Consider the following 18,676-nt stretch of genomic DNA (forward strand, 5'->3'; position numbering starts at 1 on the left):
ATGGATGTACGACTCAAACGCGCCAAAGAGCTGGCGGGCTATGCCGTCCGGCTCACAAAGGACGAGGGCCTGCCCACGATGGTGAAGCGGGGCGCGGGCTTTGTCCGCCGCCGCTTCTTCGGCAAGAGGGCGCGCTATCTGCCCGGCAGAAAGGTGCTGGAAGCCCAGAGGGCCGAGATGGCAGGAAAAACCGCCGAGGACTGCGGCCTGCCCACCATCTCCATCCTGACCCCGCTGTATAATACGCCCGAGAATTACCTGCGGGAGTTTCTGGATTCCTTTGTGGGCCAGACGGCTCCCAACGGTCAGCTCTGTCTCGCCGACGCCTCCGATGACGCCCACCCCGAGGTGGAGCGTATCGTCCGGGAATATCAGCAGAAAAATCAACGCATCGGATACAAAAAGGTCGAAAACAAGGGCATCGCCGCCAACACCAACGCCGCCGAGGCGCTGGCCGACGGCGAATACCTCGCCCTCGCCGACCATGACGATGTGTTGGCCCCCCATGCCATGTATGCGATGGGAAAGGCTATTTTGCAGCTGCGCCAGAGGGGCGAGCCGGACGGCTTTGTCTACAGCGACGAGGCCCTCTTCTCAAAGAGCATCAAAAAGCCGATGGTGGGCCATTTCAAGCCCGATTATGCCCCGGATTATCTGCTCTGCTGTAATTATATCTGCCATCTGGCGGTCTTCAGGCGGGCGCTGTACGAGCAGCTGGGCGGCGAGCGGCCCGCCTGCGACGGCAGTCAGGACCACGACCTCTTCCTCCGCCTCATCGAGCAGACCGGCGGCGCGGCCCATGTCCCGCAGGTGCTCTACTACTGGCGGGTCCACGCCGGTTCGACCTCCGGCGGCACCGACGCCAAGCCCTATGTGGCGGCGGCGGCGAAAAAGGCGCTGGCCGACCATCTGGCCCGCACCGGGCGCACCGGCAGGGTGGAGGACGGCATTTTCCCCAGCACCTACCGGGTGAAGTGGGACATCGAGGGCGACCCCAAGGTCAGCATCCTCATCCCCAGCAAGGACCACACCGACGACCTCGAGAAGTGTCTGCACAGCATCTGGGCCAAGACCGAGTGGGACAACTTCGAGGTCATCGTCATCGAGAACAACTCCACCGACCCGGCCACCTTTGCCTATTACGAGGCGGCAGAGAAGCGGTACGACGGGCTGAAGGTGGTGACGTGGCCGGAAAAGGGCTTCAACTTCTCGGCCATCAACAACTTTGGCCGGAAAGCCGCGTCGGGCGAGTACCTGCTGCTGCTGAACAACGACGTGGAGGTGCGGAACGGCGGCTGGCTCACCGAGCTGCTGCGTCCGTGTGCCCACCCCGGCGGCGCGGCCATCTGCGGCGCGATGCTCTATTACCCCGACGAGACCCTCCAGCACGCAGGCGTCGTCACGGGTCTGGGCGGCTACGCGGGCCACAGCCACAAGTACAAGAAGGCCGGCGGCAGCGGCTATATGTTCCGCACCGCGACGGTGCAGGACTTCTCTGCGGTCACGGGGGCCTGCCTGCTGGTGAAGGCCAGTGTGTGGGATGAAGTGAACGGCCTCGACGAGAAGTTCGCCGTGGCCTTCAACGACGTGGACTTCTGCCTCCGGGTGCGGGACCGGGGCTATCGCATCGCGTGGACGCCCTACGCCCAGCTGACCCATTACGAGAGCAAGAGCCGGGGCGGCGATGAGAAGGATCCCGCCAAGGCAGCCCGCTTTGCGGCCGAACAGCAGCGTCTCTACGACGTTCACGGCAAGGCGGACATCCTTGACGACCCCTATTACAATCCCAGTCTGACCCGCGACCGGGAGGACTTCTCGGAGAGCGGCGACCTGCGGAACCTGAAAGAGGGAAAAGTGACTGTGAGGTGGCGGAACGCATGAACATCAAGGGCCATTTTGAGACCATCACCCGGCATAAGCTGCTGGTGATGAAATACTGCTTTGCCTGCGGACTGTACGAGCAGGGCCTGGCCCACGACCTGAGCAAGTACAGCCCCACCGAGTTCATCCCCGGCTGCATCTATTATCAGGGCGACCACAGCCCCAACGAGGCGGAGCGGGAGGCCAAGGGCTACACCTCGGCGTGGCTCCACCACAAGGGCCGCAACAAGCATCACCTCGAGTACTGGATCGACTACAGCACCACCAAGGCGGGGCTGACCGGCATGAAGATCCCGCTGCGGTATGTCTGCGAGATGGTCTGCGACCGGGTCGCAGCCAGCCAGATCTATCTGGGTGACAGATACACCGACGCCTCCCCTTGGGAGTACTACGAGCGCAGCAGGGACCACTACCTCCTCCACCCCGAGACCCGGGCGCTGCTGGAAAAGCTCCTCCAGATGGTGCGCGACCTCGGACAGGAGCGGACGTTTGCCTACATGAAGTTCCTGCTGGGCTGCGAAAAAGATTACTGAGCAAAAACAGGAATGCCTCCGGCTGCTGCGTCTCCGGAGGCATTTTTCAGGGGCGGTGTACGCCGCAAAGCCAAACATCCCCCAGCCCGGACGGGACACCGCTCAGGCTGGGGGATGCTGTTTTTCAAAAGCAGAGAAGATCAGTCTTCGCTGTTGTCGATCTGGATATAGTGGGGGCCGCGTTTGTCCACAAAGAGCAGCACGCCGGTCAGCGTGACAGCCAGACAGGTCAAAACAGCGAGCAGTACTTTCAGAAATTTCATGGTCAGACCCTCCTTAACGGGATGCGCCCCGGGCACGGGGTGCGCCCTGAGCTTTGTTGATTGTAGTATAGCATATTCCTGCCGGAAAGGCAAACGACCGGACTTTGGGAAAAGTTGTGCGATACGAACGAAAAAATAGGAGGTTAGTCTCAACTAATCGTGAAAAACAGCCAAGAAATTTAAGAAAATCCTCTCATTTTGGCCTTGTTGTCGTTGACTTCCCACCGCAAAATGATACAATAAGTGTGTTAAGCAGCACCTGTCCCTGTACCAGTGCGCCTGCATGGGCGTGGGGACGGCAATTCAAGCAGAATGGGGGATTTAATTCCATGTTGAACAAGCTGAAACGTGCGGCGCTTGGCGCGCATACGCCGCATGACAAGGCAACTGCTGCAAGCAAACCGGTCCCGATGCCTCTGCCCGCGCAGGTACGCATCCTGATGAGCCAGCACATCGGCGCTCCCGCCAAGGCATTGGTGAAGAAGGGCGACGAGGTGTTCGTCGGTACCAAGATCGGTGAAGCTGGCGGCTTTGTGTCTGCAAATATCCACTCCAGCGTTTCGGGCACCGTGGCGGCTGTGGAGCCGTTCCGTCTGTCCAACGGCCGTATGTGCGACTCTGTGGTCATCAAGACCGATGGCAAACAGACCGTAGACCCCGCCGTGAAGGCTCCCGAAGTGACCGATAAGGCCAGCTTCCTCGCCGCCGTGCGGGAGAGCGGTCTGGTCGGTCTGGGCGGCGCAGGCTTCCCGACCGACGTCAAGCTCCAGCCCAAGGATCCCGTGGACACCCTGCTCATCAACGCCTCCGAGTGTGAAGTCTGGCTGACCAGTGACACGCAGGAGATGCTGAATTGTGCAGACGACATCATCCGGGGCATCGAGGCGGTGCTGAAGTACACCGGCATCCCGAAGTGCGTCATCGGTATTGAGAACAACAAGCCCGAGTGCATCGACCTGCTGTGCCAGAAGACCAAGGACAAGCCCGCCATCGAGGTCAAGCCCCTGCCCAGCGTCTACGGCACCGGCGCAGAGCTGATCCTCATCGAGAAGTGTCTGGGCCGCGAGGTCCCGCACGGCGGCCTGCCCGCCGCAGCCGGCGCCATCGTCATGAACGTGACCAGCGTGTCCAGCCTCGGCAAGTATCTGGCTACCGGTATGCCGGTGGTCAGCCGCGTCATCACCGTGGACGGCGATGCCTGCGAGAAGCCCCAGAACCTCATCGTCCCTGTGGGTACTTCCTATGAGGATGTCCTGAACACGGCCGGCCTGAAGGGCGGCGTGACGCTGGGCAAGGTCGTGGCCGGCGGCGCGATGATGGGTCCCGCAGTGCGCGACCTGAGCTACCCCACCACCAAGACCACCTCCGGCCTCATCATGCTGAGCGAGGCTACGGCACAGCCTCCGCAGGTCAACCCCTGCATCCGCTGCGGCCGCTGCGTCGAGTACTGCCCGATGGGCCTGGAGCCTGTCGAGGTCAATCAGGCCTACGCAGCCCGCGATGTTCAGGAGCTGGGCAAGCTGCACGTTGATTACTGCTTCAACTGCGGCTCCTGCACCTTCGTCTGCCCGGCCAAGCGCCCCTGCACCCAGATGATGGGTCTGGCCAAGGCGTTCTATCTCGGTGAAATCAAAAAAGGAGGCAATAAGTAATGGATACGAAGCTTATTGTTTCGGCCTCCCCGCACCTGCGCTCTGAGGAGACGACCACCGGCCTGATGGCCAACGTGATCGTGGCCCTGACCCCGTGCGTCGTGGCCTCTGCCATCATCTTTGGTCTGCGTGCCCTGCTGGTCACTGCCGTGTCGGTCGTGGCCTGCGTGGCGTTCGAGTGGCTGTACTGCAAGCTGATGAAGAAGGCAAACCCCATCGGCGACCTGTCTGCTGTAGTCACCGGCATCATCCTCGCCCTGAATGTGCCTGTGGGGATGCCCATCGGTGAGCTGCTCATCGGCGACTTCGTGGCCATCATCGTGGTCAAGCAGCTGTTCGGCGGCATCGGCATGAACTTTGCGAACCCCGCTCTGGTGGGCCGTATCGTGCTGTTCATCAGCTTCGCCGGCGCGATGAACAAGTGGGTGTTCCCGGATGCAGCCGTCGATCAGCTGTCCTCCGCGACCCCGCTGGCCGTGGCTGACCCCAACAAGCTGAGCCTGCTGGACCTCTTCATGGGCGTCCATGGCGGCGTTCTGGGCGAGACCTGCGCTCTGGCCATCGTGCTGGGCCTGATCTACCTCGTCGTCACTAAGACCATCAGCATCGCCATCCCCGCCGCCTACGTTGGCAGCATGTTCCTGTTCTACCTCATCGCCACCCACAGCGTCCACGCTGCACTGGTGGCTGTGCTGAGCGGCGGCCTGCTGTTCGGCGCTGTGTTCATGGCGACCGACTACGTCACCAGCCCCTTCACCCTGAAGGGCAAGCTGGTCTACGGCGTGGCGCTGGGCATCGTCACCTTCGCCATCCGTTACTGGGGCAGCTACACCGAGGGCGTGTCCTTCGCGCTGCTGTTCATGAACCTGTGGGTCCCGTACATCAATGATATGACCCGCCAGACGCCGTATGGCTACGTCAAACCTGCAAAGAAGGAGGCTGCTGGCAAATGAATAAGTCTACTTGGGATAGCACGGTAAAGCCGGTGGTCGTGCTGAGCGTGATCGCACTGGTGGTCAGCTTCCTGCTGGCTCTGGTCAACTCCTTTACTGCGCCCATCATCGACGCCAACCAGAAGGCCGCCACTCTGGCAGCTTATGTGGACGTCATGCCCACTGTTTCCGACGCAAAGACGCTGGAAGAAGTGACCGGCTACACCACCGAGAACGTCACCGGCGTGGTCAAGGCCGAGGATGGCAGCATCGCCATCAAGGCTGAGGAGAAGGGCTTCGACGGCGGCATCCTGTCCGTCATCATGGGCTTCGACACCAACGGCACCGTCACCGGCATCTGGGTGGACGCTTCCACTCAGACCAAGGGCATCGGCTCCAATGTCGCAACGGATACCTTCCTTGCCCAGTTCAACGGCATGGACGGCACCCAGAATATCGCCATCGGTCAGGGCTTTGACGCATACAGCGGCGCGACCATTTCCTCTAAGGCACTGTTCGCCGCCATCAACGACTGCGTCAACTGCTACAACGAGCTGGCATAAAGGAGGTTGGTAAGAAATGGCATCTGAAAACAAGTCCAAGGTAAGCATCCTTACCAACGGCATCATCAAAGAGAACCCCGTTCTGCGTCTGGTTCTGGGCACCTGCTCCTGTCTGGCAGTCACCACGGCAGTTTCCAGCGCACTGGGCATGGGCGCAGCCTTCACCTTCGTGCTGGTCTGCTCCAACATCCTGATCTCGCTGCTGCGCAACGTGATCCCCGCGAAGGTCCATCTGCCCTGCTACATCGTCATCATCGCAGGCTTCGTCACCATCGTCCAGATGGTCATGCACGCCTACATGGACAGCCTGTACACCGCTCTGGGCGTCTTCCTGCCCCTGATCGTCGTCAACTGCATCATCCTCGGCCGTGCCGAGATGTTCGCCTGCAAGAACAACGTCGTTGACTCCGCACTGGACGGCGTCGGCATGGGCATCGGCTATACCCTCACCGTCGTGCTGATGGCTACCATCCGCGAGGTGCTGGGCAGCGGCACTTGGCTGGGCTTCCAGGTCCTGCCCGACAGCGTCGCCCGCATCGGCATCATGACGCAGGCTCCCGGCGCGTTCTTCTGCTACGGCATCCTGATGGCTGGCTGTGTCTGGCTGGAGGGCAAGCTGGATGCGCGCATCGAGCGCAAGAGCTGCTGCGACATCGACAATCTGAAGAAGGAGGGCTAATAAGATGCTCGTCAAACTCGCTGCTATCTTCTTCAGCATGATCCTTGTCAACAACTACGTGCTGGTGAAGTTCTATGGCATCTGCCCGTTCTTGGGCGTTTCCAAGAAGCTTGACTCCGCCGTGGGTATGTCTGGCGCCGTCATCTTCGTCATGTTCATGGCTACGGCCGTGACCTTCCCGCTGCAGATCTTTGTTCTGGACCCCGCCGGTCTGAGCTATCTGCAGACCATCGTGTTCATTCTGGTCATTGCAGTCCTCGTGCAGTTCATCGAGATCTTCCTGAAGAAGTATGTCGTGGCTCTGTACAATTCTCTGGGCGTTTATCTGCCCCTGATCACCACCAACTGCTGCGTTCTGGCTGTCACCATTCTGGTCGTCGATGACTACGGCGCCGATGTGGCTGCTCTGGGCTTTGGCGCTGCTTACATCGAGGCTCTGATCTGTGCCGTGGGCGCAGGCGTCGGCTTCATGCTGGCAATGGTCATGTTCAGCGGCGTGCGCAAGCGTGTGGAGGCCTGTGATCCCCCCGCTTCCTTCAAGGGCCTGCCCATCACTCTGCTGGCCGCAGCGATCACCAGCCTGTCCTTTATGGGCTTTGGCGGCATCGTTGAGAATCTGTTCAATGTGACGCTGTAAAGGAGGAACAGGATTTATGAATATCGCATCTGCTGTTATCCTCTGCACCATCGTCGGTGCTGTCGGCGCAATCATTCTGGTCGCCGCTGCCAAGTTCATGGCAGTTGAGGAAGACCCCCGCATCGAAGAAGTCGCCAGCTGTCTGGCCGGCGCAAACTGCGGCGGCTGCGGCTACGCAGGCTGTGCCGACTACGCAAAGGCCGTCGTCATGGACGGCGTGCCCTGCGACAAGTGCGCCCCCGGCGGCCCCAAGGCTGCCGCCGCTATCGCCAAGATCATGGGCGGTGAGGCAAGCGCTGTGGAGAAGAAGGCCGTGGTCCAGTGTCAGGGCAGCTCCGAGCACTGCAAGCCCGCGTATGACTACAAGGGCATCCAGACCTGTGCCGCTGCGGCTACCCTGTACGGCGGCCCCAAGACCTGCTCCTTCGCCTGCATCGGTTTGGGCGACTGCACCAAGGTCTGTAAGTTTGACGCCATCCACATTGTGGACGGCGTGGCCAAGGTGGACAAGGACAAGTGCACCGGCTGCGGTGCCTGCGCCAACATCTGCCCCAAGAAGGTCATCATGATCGACGCAGGCGGCCCGCGCAAGCCGGTCGTTATGTGCTCCAATCAGGACAAGGGCGCTGTCGCCAACAAGCTCTGCACCACCAGCTGCATCGCTTGCGGTATGTGCGAGCGCACCTGTAAGTTCGACGCCATCCATGTCGTGGACGGCGTGGCCCGTGTGGACTACGACAAGTGCAAGGGCTGCGGTATGTGCGCCCAGAAGTGCCCGAAGAAGATCATCCTCTTCCCGCTGAAGGACGATCCGTATCCCCCGAAGCCCGTGGTGAAGCCTGCTGCCCCCGCAGCAGCAAAGCCCGCCGCACCGGCTGCAAAGCCGGAGGCTGAGGCAAAGCCCGAGACCAAGGCGGAATAAGCACTGACCTCAGAGAGGGCCGGACGTTTTGTCCGGCCCTCTTTTTGTGTATGGAGAGAGCGCAAAAGGCTCTCCCTCTGGGAGAGCCTTTTGCGGAAACTCCGGTTGCATAAAACGCGCAACGCGCTATAATAAAACAGGATACAACGCGCTTATGGTGAGTGCGGACGGAAAAGGAAAACAGGAAAGAGGAACCATATGGAACAAAAGAACACCCGCCTGCGGAACGTGGGCTTCATCACCTTCTTTTTCAGCGGCATCTGTGCCATCTCCAGCGGCGTGGTGGTCAGTCTATTGCAGGAGCAGTACGGCTTTGCCTACGGTATGACCGGCACGCTGCTGTCCCTTATGAGCATCGGCAACCTGCTGGCGGGCTTTCTCATTGCGATGCTGCCCGGCAGGCTGGGGATGAAGCCCAGCATCCTGCTGCTGACCATCGGCTACGCGGTGGGCTACGCCATGATGGGCCTCAGCGGTGCGGTGGCTGTGCTGGCGCTGGGGTTCTTCCTCGTGGGCATCGCCAAGGGCAGCGTCATCAACACCTGCACCATCCTCGTCAGCGATCATTCGGCCGACCGCACCCGGAGCATGAACCTGATGCACAGCTGCTACGCCTGCGGCGCACTGCTCTGCCCCTTCTTCATCGCGGCGGCGGGCAGGGTGAGCGGCTCCTTTGCGGTGCTGGTGCTGGCGGTGCTGGGCCTGCTGCTCTGGCTGGTGTATATGGGCACTCCCTTTGCCGGGAAAGGCGCAGGCAGGAAGGAAGTCACCGACTGGGGCTTCCTCAAGTCCACTCGCTTCTGGCTGCTGACCGGCCTGCTGTTCTGCCAGAACGCCGCCGAGCAGAGCGTCACCGGCTGGATGGTCACTTACTTTAAGGGCAGCGGCATCATCGCGGGTGCACTGGCGGCCTATACCGTCACCGTCATGTGGGGCGCGACCCTCGTGGCCCGCCTGCTCATCGCCTTCGTCTTTCCCTTCAAGCAGCCCCGCAAGGCCATGGTGGTCATGGGCGTGAGCTGCACCATCTTCTACATCCTGCTGGTGCAGGCCCGCAGTCAGGGGGCGGCCATCGCGCTGCTGTTCGCCTTCGCCTTTGCGATGGCGGGCATGAACCCCACCGCCGTGGCCAGCGCGGGCCGGATGACCAGCGTGACCAGTATGGGCATCATGCTGCCGGTGGCGGCCAGCGGTGCCATCCTGATGCCGTGGGTCATCGGCATGGTGGCCGAGGGTGCGGGCCTTGCCGCCGGTATGATGACCAACATCATCCCCTGCGTGGGTCTGGTCCTCTTTGCCATCCTCGTGGCACGGCTGCCGGAAGAATAAAGAAGACCAGAAGGGCCGCTGCGCACGCAGCGGCCCTTCTGGTCATTCGATGCCGCGGGCCTTTGCACTGAACTCGCAGCCGCAGTAATCCTGCCGGTAGAGACCGTATTCCTCCGACAGCTGCAGGGAGCGCAGATAGCCGTTCTGCTTCTTGAAGTCGGAGGGAAGGTGCCGGACGCCGAACTCCTGTTCCAGCTCCTGCCCGATGGCGTTGATGCGCTTGGCGTCCTTATGGGGGCTGATGGAGAGGGTGGTGGTGAACCAGTCGAAGCCGTGCTCGGCGGCATACTGGGCAGCGCGGCGCATCCGCAGCCGGTAGCAGACGGTGCAGCGTCCGCCCCGCTCCGGCTCATTCTCAAGGCCTGCCACGGCGGAGTAGAACTCCTGCGGGTCGTACCGGTCCTCCACCACCGTCACCCCCAGCGGATGGGCAGCGGCGACGAAACGCTCCAGCTCCTCGCCCCGGCGGTGATACTCGGCGGCGGGCCATGTGTTGGGGTTGTAGTAGAGGACGGTGATGTCGAAATACTGGCACAGCCGCTCCAGCACGGCGCTGGAGCAGGGCCCACAGCAGGCGTGCAGCAGCAGCCGGGGACGGGAAGTACCCAGAGTTTTCAACACTTCGTCCATCTGCTGTGAAAAATTGAGTTGGTTTGACATAAGAAAAGTCCTTTGCTATACTAAAATAGCCCTCTCAGGCGCTTCGCGCCAGCTCTCCCAAAGGGAGAGCCATTGGCAAGCCGGGCGACCTTGTTGCTGGACGCTGAAAGCGTACAGTGGCGCAAAATGCCGGGCCTTGCTTGCGAGGGCAGCTGCTTCTGGACAGGAGCGCCCCTTGTTAAGCTGCTGTGAATCAAGACAGCAGGGCACTACTGCCTCGGAAACGAGAAAACTTCCCTCGTCCAGCAAAGACCTGACCGGCACGCCAGCGGCTCCCCCTTTGGGGGAGCTGGCAAAGCCGACAGGCTTTGACTGAGAGGGCTGCTAACATTATATCACAAACGGAGGCAAACTTCGATGACCAAAGAAAAGATCGCCCGCATCAACGAGCTGGCACACAAGAGCAAGACCGTCGGCCTGACCGAGGCCGAAAAAACCGAGCAGCAGGCGCTGCGCAAGGAGTATATCGAGGAGATGAAGTCCAGCCTCCGCGCTCAGTTGGAGCGCACCTCCATCAAAGAGCCGGACGGCACCATCCACAAGGTGAGCAAAAAGAACTGAACGGGGAGGAAAAAGTCGTACAAAACCGCTTTTTCCTCTTTTTTTGTGGGCAAAAGCGTGCTATACTTATACTTGAGCTGTTGTGGGCTTCGGCGAGGAGCTGCACGGCAGAAAACAAGTTTCCCAAGGTGGCGTATCCCGGGCAAGGTGCACGGAAAAGGCTGTCTTTTGAAAAACAATAAAGAGGTCATTTATTATGCTTACTGCAATTACGGGTATCAACTGGGGCGACGAGGGCAAGGGCCGCATGGTCGATCTGATCAGCCAGGAGTATGATATTGTTGCGCGCTATCAGGGCGGCAACAACGCTGGTCATACCGTGAAGAACGAGCGTGGCAAGTTCGTGCTGAACCTGCTGCCCTCCGGCATCCTCCGTCCCGATGTTGTCTGCGTGATGGGCAACGGTATGGTCATCGACCCCCACCATCTGGACGGTGAGATCAACAAGCTGCGCGAGCAGGGCATCTCCATCACCCCCGCCAACCTGAAGATCTCCGACCGCGCCACCATCACCATGCCCTATCATGTGGAGCAGGACGGTCTGGAAGAGGCCCGTCTGTCCAAGACCGGCGCACAGTTCGGCTCCACCAAGCGGGGCATCGCCTACGCTTACGGTGACAAGTACATGAAGAAGACCCTCCGCATGGGCGACCTGCTCCATCTGGATGACTCCGTCCACAAGCGCCTCGTCACCATGGTGGACTCCAAGAACCTCGTCATGGAGGGCAGCTACAACGCCGCCCCCATCAGCGTGGACGAGATGTGGGCATGGCTGGAGAAGTACGCCGCCATCTTCAAGGACTACATCTGCGATGTGGGCCAGTATCTGGCCGACGCCGACGCTGCGGGCAAGAAGGTGCTGTTCGAGGCCCAGCTGGGCGCTCTGCGCGACATCGACTTCGGCATCTACCCCTACACCACCTCCTCCAACGTCATCGGTGCTTACGCCCCCATCGGCGCAGGCATCCCGGGCCACAAGCTGACCAACTCCATCGGCGTCATGAAGGCTTACTCCTCCTGCGTCGGCGACGGCCCCTTCGCCGCCGAGCTGGCCATGACCGAGGAAGAGAAGCATGACCTGCGTGAGGCTGGCCACGAGTACGGCGCCGCCACCGGTCGTCCCCGCCGCGTCGGCCCCATCGATCTGGTGGCAAGCCGCTACGGTGTCTTCTGCCAGGGCTGCGACGAGGTCGCGCTGACCCTGCTGGATGTGCTGGACTACATGGAGAAGATCCCCATGGTCACGGCCTATAAGCTGACCGACGGCACTACCACCACCCGCTTCCCCATGGGCGAGGCTCTGGACACCGCACAGCCGGTGGTCGAGTATCTGCCCGGCTGGCACTGCGACATCACCGCTGCCCGCAAGTGGGAGGATCTGCCCAAAGAGGCCCGGGACTACGTCGAGTATCTGGAAAAGGCCGTGGGCTGCAAGATCACCTATATCTCTGTGGGCGCAGAGCGTGAGGCATACATCCACCACGTCGTCTGAGCCTTGAATTTGCCGAAAAGAGGGACCGCCGCTTATGTTTGACATCATCACCGACAGCGCCTGCGACCTGACGCCGGAAATGGCCCAGAAGATGGGTGTAGAGGTCGTGCCGTTCTATGTTTCGCTGGACGGTGAGCACTACCGCAAGGAGGGCAAGGAGATCGCTGTGCGGGATTTCTACCAGTTCATGGTGGACAACCCCTCGGCCTACCCCAAGACCAGCCTTGCTTCCATCGAGGATTTCGAGGAGGCGTTCCGCCGTCAGGCAGAACTCGGACGGCCCACCCTCTGCCTCTGCTTCACCGGCAAGATGAGCGGCTGCGTGGGCAGTGCCCGCAACGCCCGGGAGCTGGTGCTCGAGGACTATCCCGACGCGAAGATCGAGGTGCTCGACTCGGCGGCGGCTACCGTCACCGAGGCCACGATGGTGGAGAATGCGGTGGCCATCCGGGACGCAGGCTGCACGCTGGACGAGGCGGTGACGTGGCTGGAGGCGGAAAAGGCCACCAACAACATCTTCTTTACGGTGGGCAACCTTGACTACCTCATCAAGGGCGGACGCATCGGCAAGGTGTCCGGCCGGGCGGCGAACCTTCTGGGCATCAAGCCCATGATCCTCTTCAAGGACGGCGAGATCTTCTCGGGCGGCGTGGCCCGGGGACGCCAGAAGAGCTTCGAGAAGGCCCTCGAGCAGCTGATGAACTATCTGGATGCCAACGGCGGCACGCCGGACGACTACCGCCTCATTGTGGGCTACGGCTACGACGAGGAAGAGGGCAAGCGGCTCTGGCTCCAGACCCGTGCCGCCCTGCGGGCCAAGTACCCTGCCGCTGCGTGCGAGGTGGGCCTGCTTCAGATCGGCTGCACCATCGCAGTGCACACCGGCCCCTACGCGCTGGGCATGGGCGTCATGCGCCGCTGGAAAAAGCAGCAGTAAAGCGCAGAAAACAGGAAAAGCTCCTCTCCCGACGATGGGAGAGGAGCTTTTTGTATGTTCGGATGAAGTTATCGGCTCTCGGTGCGCTGAGGCAGGCGGGAGAAACGCTTGTCTTTGTCCTTATCCTTGTCCTCGTCCTGCGCCGGGGTGAGGCTCAGCCGGACTTCGGTGACGCGGCGGCGGGCCGTGCGGGTCACGACGCCCTCGTAGCCGCCCAGCGTGAAGTGGTCGCCCACCTTGGGCAGATGGCAGGTCTTCTCCTGCACGAGGCCGTTGACGGTGTTGGAGTCGATGTCCTCGTCCTCGGGCAGGCCCAGCGTCTCGTAGAGGTCGTCTACGCTGGCCGAGCCGGACACCAGCCAGCTGCCGTCCGACTGCTGGCGGAAGTCCTCGGTGGCCTCATCGTGTTCATCCCAGATCTCGCCGACCAGCTCCTCCAGAATGTCCTCGAGGGTGATGATGCCCTCGGTGCCGCCGTATTCGTCCACGACGACGGCCATGTGGTGGTGCTGCTCCCGCAGGGTGCGCAGCAGCTGGGAGATCTGGGTCGAGCCGGTGGTGTAGAGGGTGGGGGCGATGAGGTCCTCCAGTGTGGCGGTTTTTTTCAGCCGGGCCAGATAGAAGTCCTTCTCGTGCACGACGCCGATGATGTTGTCGATGGTGTCATGGTAGACAGGCAGGCGGGAGTAACCGGACTCCGCGAAGGTCTGGGCGAGCTGCTCCAGCGAAATATTGTCCTCCACGGCCACCACGTCCACACGGGGGGTCAGGATCTCTTCCACCTCCACGTCATCGAACTCAATGGCGCTGCGGATGAGCTGGCTTTCGCGGTCGGTCAGTTCGCCGTCGCTCTCGGCCTCGCTCACCATGGTGATCAGCTCACCCTCGGTGATGGTGTCGCTCTCGCTGCTGTGGACGAAGTGGCCCAGCAGCTTTTTCCACTGGCTGAACAGCCATGTCAGGGGGGTGAAGAGGGTCAGGAGCAGGTTCAGCACCGGGGAGACGGCGGTGGCGATGGTCTCAGGCATCTCCTTGGCGAGGGTCTTGGGGGTCACTTCGCCGAAGATGAGGACAACGATCGTCAGCACGATGGTGGAGGCGGTGGCACCCCGCTCCTCACCCAGCCACTTGGTAAAGAGGACCGTGCCGATGGAAGCGGCGGCGATGTTCACGATGTTGTTGCCGATAAGGATGGAGGAGAGAAGCTTGTCGTACTTCTCGGCCATCGCCAGAACCCGGGCGGCGGAGGTGTCGCCCTCCTCGGCGCGGCTTTTCAGGCGTATCTGGTTCAGGGAAGAAAATGCGGTCTCAGAGGCGGAGAAGAACGCGGAAAACGCGATCAGGATCACAAGCGCCACCAAGAGCGTTATACTGCCATCGTCCATAATAAAGGATAATCAACTCTACTTTCTTATAATAATATATTAACCAAAAAGTGCTTTCCACCGTTGCCTTCGACGATGAAAAGCACTTTGTTCAACGCCTATAATATCATATTCCACCCGCCGGTGCAAGCGTTCCGGTCAGGAGGAGAGATAAAACAGGTAAAAAGTTTGCGGTTTTTTAGCGGAGCACGAGGCTGGTGCCGTCGTAATCCACGGTCAGGGTCGCACCCTCGGGGTAGCTGCCCTGAATGATGGCCTTGGCGATAAGGGTCTCCACACGGCTCTGGATGAACCGCTTGATGGGGCGTGCGCCGTAGACGCTATCGTAGGACGAATCAATGATGAAGTCCTTGGCGGCGGTGGTGACGTCCAGCTTGAGGTGCTTGCCCTCGTCCATCCGGTGGCGCAGGTCTTCCAGCTGCAGGTCCACGATCTTGCGGGTCTCGTCCTTCGTCAGGCTCTTGTAGTAGACGATCTCGTCCAGACGGTTCAGGAACTCGGGGCGGAACTTCGACTTCAGCAGCAGGTCGATCTGCTTGCGGGCGTCCGCGCTCAGTTCGTTGGAGCCTTCGGCGCGGCGCTGCTCAAGGTCGTTCAGGATGATGTCGCTGCCGAGGTTCGAGGTCAGGATAATGACAGTGTTCTTGAAGTCCACCGTCCGGCCCTGACTGTCGGTGATGCGGCCATCGTCCAGAACCTGCAGCAGGATGTTGAAGACATCGGGGTGAGCTTTTTCCACCTCATCGAACAGCACGACGCTGTAGGGTTTGCGGCGGACGGCCTCGGTCAACTGGCCGCCCTCTTCATAACCGACATATCCCGGAGGCGCGCCGATGAGGCGGCTGACGCTGAACTTCTCCATATACTCGGTCATGTCGATCCGCACCATGTTCCGCTCATCGTCGAACAGGGCCTGTGCCAGAGCTTTTGCCAGCTCGGTCTTGCCGACGCCGGTGGGGCCGAGGAAGAGGAAGCTGCCGATGGGGCGGTTGGGGTTGGCGATGCCGGCGCGGCTGCGCAGGATGGCCTCGCTCACCTTGGTGACGGCCTCATCTTGGCCGATGACCCTCTTATGGAGCACATCGTCCAGATGCAGCAGCTTCTCGCGCTCGCCCTCCACCAGCTTCTCCACGGGGATGCCGGTCCAGCGGGCCACGATGCGGGCGATCTCTTCGTCGGTCACGCGGTCGCGCAGCAGGCTGTCTTCCTTCTTGGCGGCGGCGACCTTCTCCTCTTCTTCCAGCTCTTTTTGCAGCTGGGGCAGCTTGCCGTATTTCAGCTCGGCGGCCTTGTTCAGGTCGTATTCGCGCTGGGCCTTCTCGATGGCGGCATTGGTCTGCTCGATCTGCTCGCGCAGAGACTGCACCTTGCCGATGGCGTTCTTCTCGTTCTCCCACTTTGCCTTCATGCTGCGGAACTTATCCTGCAGCTCGGCCAGCTCTTTTTCGAGGTCCTTCAGACGGCTCTGGCTCAGAGCGTCGGTCTCCTTTTTCAGGCTGACCTGCTCGATCTGCAGCTGGGTGATGCGGTGGGCGAGGTCGTCCATCTCGCTGGGCATACTGTCCATCTCGGTCTTTATCATAGCGCAGGCCTCATCCACAAGGTCGATGGCCTTATCGGGGAGGAAGCGGTCGGTGATATAGCGGTCGGAGAGGGTCGCGGCGGCGATGAGGGCGTTGTCGCTGATCTTCACGCCGTGGAAGACCTCATACCGCTCTTTCAGGCCGCGCAGGATGGAGATGGTGTCCTCGACGGTGGGTTCGTCCACCTGTACCGGCTGGAAGCGGCGCTCGAGGGCGGGGTCTTTCTCGATATACTGGCGGTACTCATCCAGCGTAGTGGCGCCGATGCAGTGCAGCTCGCCGCGGGCCAGCATGGGCTTCAGCAGGTTGCCGGCGTCCATCGCACCGTCGGTCTTGCCTGCGCCGACGATGGTGTGCAGCTCATCAATGAAGAGGATGATCTTGCCCTCGCTCTTCTTTACCTCGTTCAGGACGCTCTTCAGGCGCTCCTCGAACTCGCCGCGGTACTTTGCACCGGCCACCAGAGCGCCCATGTCCAAGCTGAACACGATGCGGTCCTTCAGGTTCTCGGGCACGTCGCCCCGGACGATACGCTGGGCCAGACCCTCGGCGATGGCCGTCTTGCCGACGCCCGGCTCACCGATGAGGCAGGGGTTGTTTTTGGTCTTACGGGACAGGATGCGGATGACGTTCCGGATCTCCTGATCGCGGCCGATGACGGGGTCCAGCTTCTGCTTGCGGGCCAGATCGACCAGATCCTGACCGTATTTCTGGAGGGCATTGTAGGTGTCCTCGGGGTTATCGTTGGTCACGCGCTGGTTGCCGCGGACGGCAGTGAGCTGCTGTAAGAACTTATCCTTTGTAATGCTGAAGGCACGGAACAGCTCAGAGGTGTTCTGGGTCTGCTCGTCCAGCAAAGCGAGGAAGACGTGCTCGACGCTTACATAGTCGTCCTTCATGGCCTTGGCTTCGCGGGCGGCAGCGCTCAGCACCTTATCGGTGGCCTGCGAGATATAGACCTTGTCGGGGTCGCGGCCAGAGCCGGACACCCGGGGCATCGCAGAGAGCTTTTCGGCCACAGCGGCGGAGAAGCTGCCTGCGTCTACGTTCAATTTCTGGAGCAGCTGAGGGATCAGGCCCTGCTCCTGCGTGGCCAGAGCGTGGAGCAGATGCTCCGGCTCCAGTGCGTTGTGCTGATACTCCACAGCCAGCTGCTGTGCGGCCTGCAGAGCCTCAAGGGTCTTCTGGGTATATTGATTGGTATTCATAAAGTCAAGCCTCCATTCATACCGGAAGTTGAGATTCAGGCGGTGGGTCGGAATGTTGCTTTAGCACTCTTGCTCATCGACTGCTAAAAATATACTCCAAACAATCCACAATGTCAATAGGGAAATCCAAGCGGCGGCATGGATTCACAAAAAGTTTGCAAACTTGTAAAAAATCACACCATATCGTTTCGGCGGCGCAGACAAAAAGCCCCTGTCGGGCGGAAGACCACGGCAGGGGCGGAAGGAATGAGAAGCTTATTCAGCAAACAGCGGGGTGGACAGATAGCGGTCGCCGGTGTCGGGCAGAAGGACGACGATGTTCTTACCGGCGTTCTCGGGGCGCTTTGCCAGCTGGATGGCAGCCCAGACGGCAGCGCCGGAGGAGATGCCCACCAGCACGCCCTCCTTGTGGCCGATGAGACGGCCCACAGCAAAGGCGTCCTCGTTTTCCACGGCGATGATCTCGTCGTAGACCTTGGTGTCCAGCACGTCGGGCACAAAGCCGGCACCGATGCCCTGAATTTTATGTGCACCGGCGGTGCCCTTGCTCAGGACGGGGGAGGAGGCAGGCTCGACGGCCACGACCTTGACGCCGGGGGTCTTGCTCTTGAGGTACTGGCCCACGCCGGTCACAGTGCCGCCGGTGCCGACGCCGGCCACGAAGATGTCCACCTTGCCGTCCGTGTCGTCCCAGATCTCAGGGCCGGTGGTGGCGATGTGGGCCTTGGGGTTGGCCGGGTTGACGAACTGGCCGGGGATGAAGGAGTTGGGGATCTCTTTTGCCAACTCATCGGCCTTGGCGATGGCACCCTTCATGCCCTTTGCACCCTCGCTGAGCACCAGCTCTGCGCCGTAGGCCTTCATCAGCTGGCGGCGCTCGACGCTCATGGTCTCGGGCATCACGATGATGATGCGGTAGCCCTTGGCGGCAGCCACAGCGGCCAGACCGATGCCGGTGTTGCCGGAGGTCGGCTCGATGATGACGGAGCCGGGCTTCAGCTTGCCGGAGGCCTCGGCGTCATCGATCATGGCTTTGGCGATGCGGTCCTTGACGGAACCGGCGGGGTTGAAGTATTCCAGCTTTGCCAGCAGCTTGGCGGAAAGGTTTTCGTCCTTCTCGATGCGGGTCAGTTCCAGCAGCGGGGTGTGGCCGATCAGCTGGTCTGCGGAAGTATAGATCTTGCTCATAATAGTAAACCTCTCTATTGCGGGCGATGCGCCCGGCTGCACCGGCCGGGCCGGTGTCGTCTTGATGTCCCCTTTATTCCCGTTAAACCAATGTGGTTTGTGGGTTTGGCTGTATTATAGCCTCCTTTGGGGCACTTGTCAATGGAAAATCGAAAATTTCCGATTGAAAAGTTATAAACCCTGTTGTATAATAGGTTAAAACTTATTCGGAACAGGTCCCGCAGCCCGCCCGGCGGCGCTGCAAGACCAAAACAGGAAAGAAGAGAAAGGA

Annotated in this window: 17 protein-coding genes; 12 read left to right on the top strand and 5 right to left on the bottom strand. The window is 60.9% G+C overall.

What is annotated here, in order from left to right; genetic code table 11:
- Both MTP38_RS01695 and MTP38_RS01700 read left to right on the top strand, forming a co-directional pair.
- The gene (locus MTP38_RS01695; protein WP_249234051.1) at window positions 1–1,881 is read left to right on the top strand and encodes a glycosyltransferase family 2 protein; all 1,881 of its coding nucleotides are present in this window, start codon (window positions 1–3) and stop codon (window positions 1,879–1,881) included.
- Window positions 1,878–2,414 (top strand): DUF5662 family protein, encoded by a 537-nt coding sequence (locus MTP38_RS01700; RefSeq protein ID WP_227621763.1) that lies wholly within the window; start codon window positions 1,878–1,880, stop codon window positions 2,412–2,414. Before MTP38_RS01695 ends, MTP38_RS01700 begins: the two co-directional genes overlap by 4 nt.
- A 140-nt stretch (window positions 2,415–2,554) precedes the next feature.
- Here the strand turns inward: MTP38_RS01700 and MTP38_RS13620 are convergent, their stop codons facing one another.
- Window positions 2,555–2,677 carry a hypothetical protein gene (locus tag MTP38_RS13620; protein ID WP_255668235.1) on the bottom strand — a complete coding sequence of 41 codons (123 nt, stop codon included), beginning with the start codon at window positions 2,675–2,677 and terminating at the stop codon, window positions 2,555–2,557.
- A gap of 329 nt (window positions 2,678–3,006) precedes the next feature.
- Here MTP38_RS13620 and rsxC point away from each other — a divergent pair, with 329 nt between their 5' ends.
- The 7 genes from rsxC (at window position 3,007) to MTP38_RS01735 (ending at window position 9,391) form a co-directional block, all read left to right on the top strand.
- Window positions 3,007–4,329: an electron transport complex subunit RsxC gene (gene rsxC / locus MTP38_RS01705; protein WP_249234052.1), complete on the top strand. Its 1,323-nt coding sequence runs from the start codon at window positions 3,007–3,009 to the stop codon at window positions 4,327–4,329.
- Window positions 4,329–5,282 (top strand): RnfABCDGE type electron transport complex subunit D, encoded by a 954-nt coding sequence (locus MTP38_RS01710; protein ID WP_227621761.1) that lies wholly within the window; start codon window positions 4,329–4,331, stop codon window positions 5,280–5,282. The genes rsxC and MTP38_RS01710 overlap by 1 nt, the downstream gene beginning before the upstream one ends.
- The gene (locus tag MTP38_RS01715) at window positions 5,279–5,824 is read left to right on the top strand and encodes an FMN-binding protein (protein ID WP_227621760.1); all 546 of its coding nucleotides are present in this window, start codon (window positions 5,279–5,281) and stop codon (window positions 5,822–5,824) included. The genes MTP38_RS01710 and MTP38_RS01715 overlap by 4 nt, the downstream gene beginning before the upstream one ends.
- Window positions 5,825–5,840: 16 nt before the next feature.
- Window positions 5,841–6,503: an electron transport complex subunit RsxE gene (gene rsxE / locus MTP38_RS01720; protein ID WP_227621759.1), complete on the top strand. Its 663-nt coding sequence runs from the start codon at window positions 5,841–5,843 to the stop codon at window positions 6,501–6,503.
- A 4-nt stretch (window positions 6,504–6,507) separates the two neighbouring features.
- Entirely contained in the window at window positions 6,508–7,140 is a 633-nt protein-coding gene (locus MTP38_RS01725; RefSeq protein ID WP_227621758.1) for an electron transport complex protein RnfA, read from the top strand.
- A gap of 16 nt (window positions 7,141–7,156) precedes the next feature.
- Window positions 7,157–8,062 (top strand): RnfABCDGE type electron transport complex subunit B, encoded by a 906-nt coding sequence (locus MTP38_RS01730; RefSeq protein ID WP_227621757.1) that lies wholly within the window; start codon window positions 7,157–7,159, stop codon window positions 8,060–8,062.
- Window positions 8,063–8,260: 198 nt separating this feature from the next.
- Window positions 8,261–9,391 carry an MFS transporter gene (locus MTP38_RS01735; RefSeq protein ID WP_249234053.1) on the top strand — a complete coding sequence of 377 codons (1,131 nt, stop codon included), beginning with the start codon at window positions 8,261–8,263 and terminating at the stop codon, window positions 9,389–9,391.
- A 42-nt stretch (window positions 9,392–9,433) separates the two neighbouring features.
- Here the strand turns inward: MTP38_RS01735 and MTP38_RS01740 are convergent, their stop codons facing one another.
- Window positions 9,434–10,051: an epoxyqueuosine reductase QueH gene (locus MTP38_RS01740; protein ID WP_249234054.1), complete on the bottom strand. Its 618-nt coding sequence runs from the start codon at window positions 10,049–10,051 to the stop codon at window positions 9,434–9,436.
- 357 nt (window positions 10,052–10,408) lie between these two features.
- Between MTP38_RS01740 and MTP38_RS01745 the strand changes: the two genes are divergently transcribed.
- The 3 genes from MTP38_RS01745 (at window position 10,409) to MTP38_RS01755 (ending at window position 13,041) form a co-directional block, all read left to right on the top strand.
- Entirely contained in the window at window positions 10,409–10,612 is a 204-nt protein-coding gene (locus MTP38_RS01745) for a DUF896 domain-containing protein (RefSeq protein ID WP_249234055.1), read from the top strand.
- A gap of 196 nt (window positions 10,613–10,808) precedes the next feature.
- A complete protein-coding gene (locus MTP38_RS01750; protein WP_227621545.1) occupies window positions 10,809–12,104 on the top strand; it encodes an adenylosuccinate synthase in 1,296 nt (431 codons plus the stop codon).
- Window positions 12,105–12,138: 34 nt separating this feature from the next.
- Window positions 12,139–13,041: a DegV family protein gene (locus MTP38_RS01755; protein ID WP_249234056.1), complete on the top strand. Its 903-nt coding sequence runs from the start codon at window positions 12,139–12,141 to the stop codon at window positions 13,039–13,041.
- Window positions 13,042–13,109: 68 nt separating this feature from the next.
- Here MTP38_RS01755 and MTP38_RS01760 read toward each other — a convergent pair whose 3' ends face one another.
- From MTP38_RS01760 to cysK, 3 genes are all read right to left on the bottom strand, one after another.
- Complete coding sequence (locus MTP38_RS01760) at window positions 13,110–14,426, bottom strand: HlyC/CorC family transporter (RefSeq protein ID WP_227621547.1); 1,317 nt, start codon at window positions 14,424–14,426, stop codon at window positions 13,110–13,112.
- A gap of 178 nt (window positions 14,427–14,604) precedes the next feature.
- Window positions 14,605–17,217, bottom strand: a complete 2,613-nt coding sequence (gene clpB, locus MTP38_RS01765; protein WP_249234057.1) for an ATP-dependent chaperone ClpB — start codon at window positions 17,215–17,217, stop codon at window positions 14,605–14,607.
- Window positions 17,218–17,472: 255 nt separating this feature from the next.
- On the bottom strand, window positions 17,473–18,405 hold the full coding sequence (gene cysK, locus MTP38_RS01770) for a cysteine synthase A (RefSeq protein WP_249234058.1): 933 nt from the start codon (window positions 18,403–18,405) through the stop codon (window positions 17,473–17,475).
- Window positions 18,406–18,676: the final 271 nt, after the last annotated feature.

The sequence above is a fragment of the Faecalibacterium sp. I3-3-89 genome (assembly GCF_023347275.1).
Lineage (GTDB): Bacteria > Bacillota > Clostridia > Oscillospirales > Ruminococcaceae > Faecalibacterium > Faecalibacterium butyricigenerans.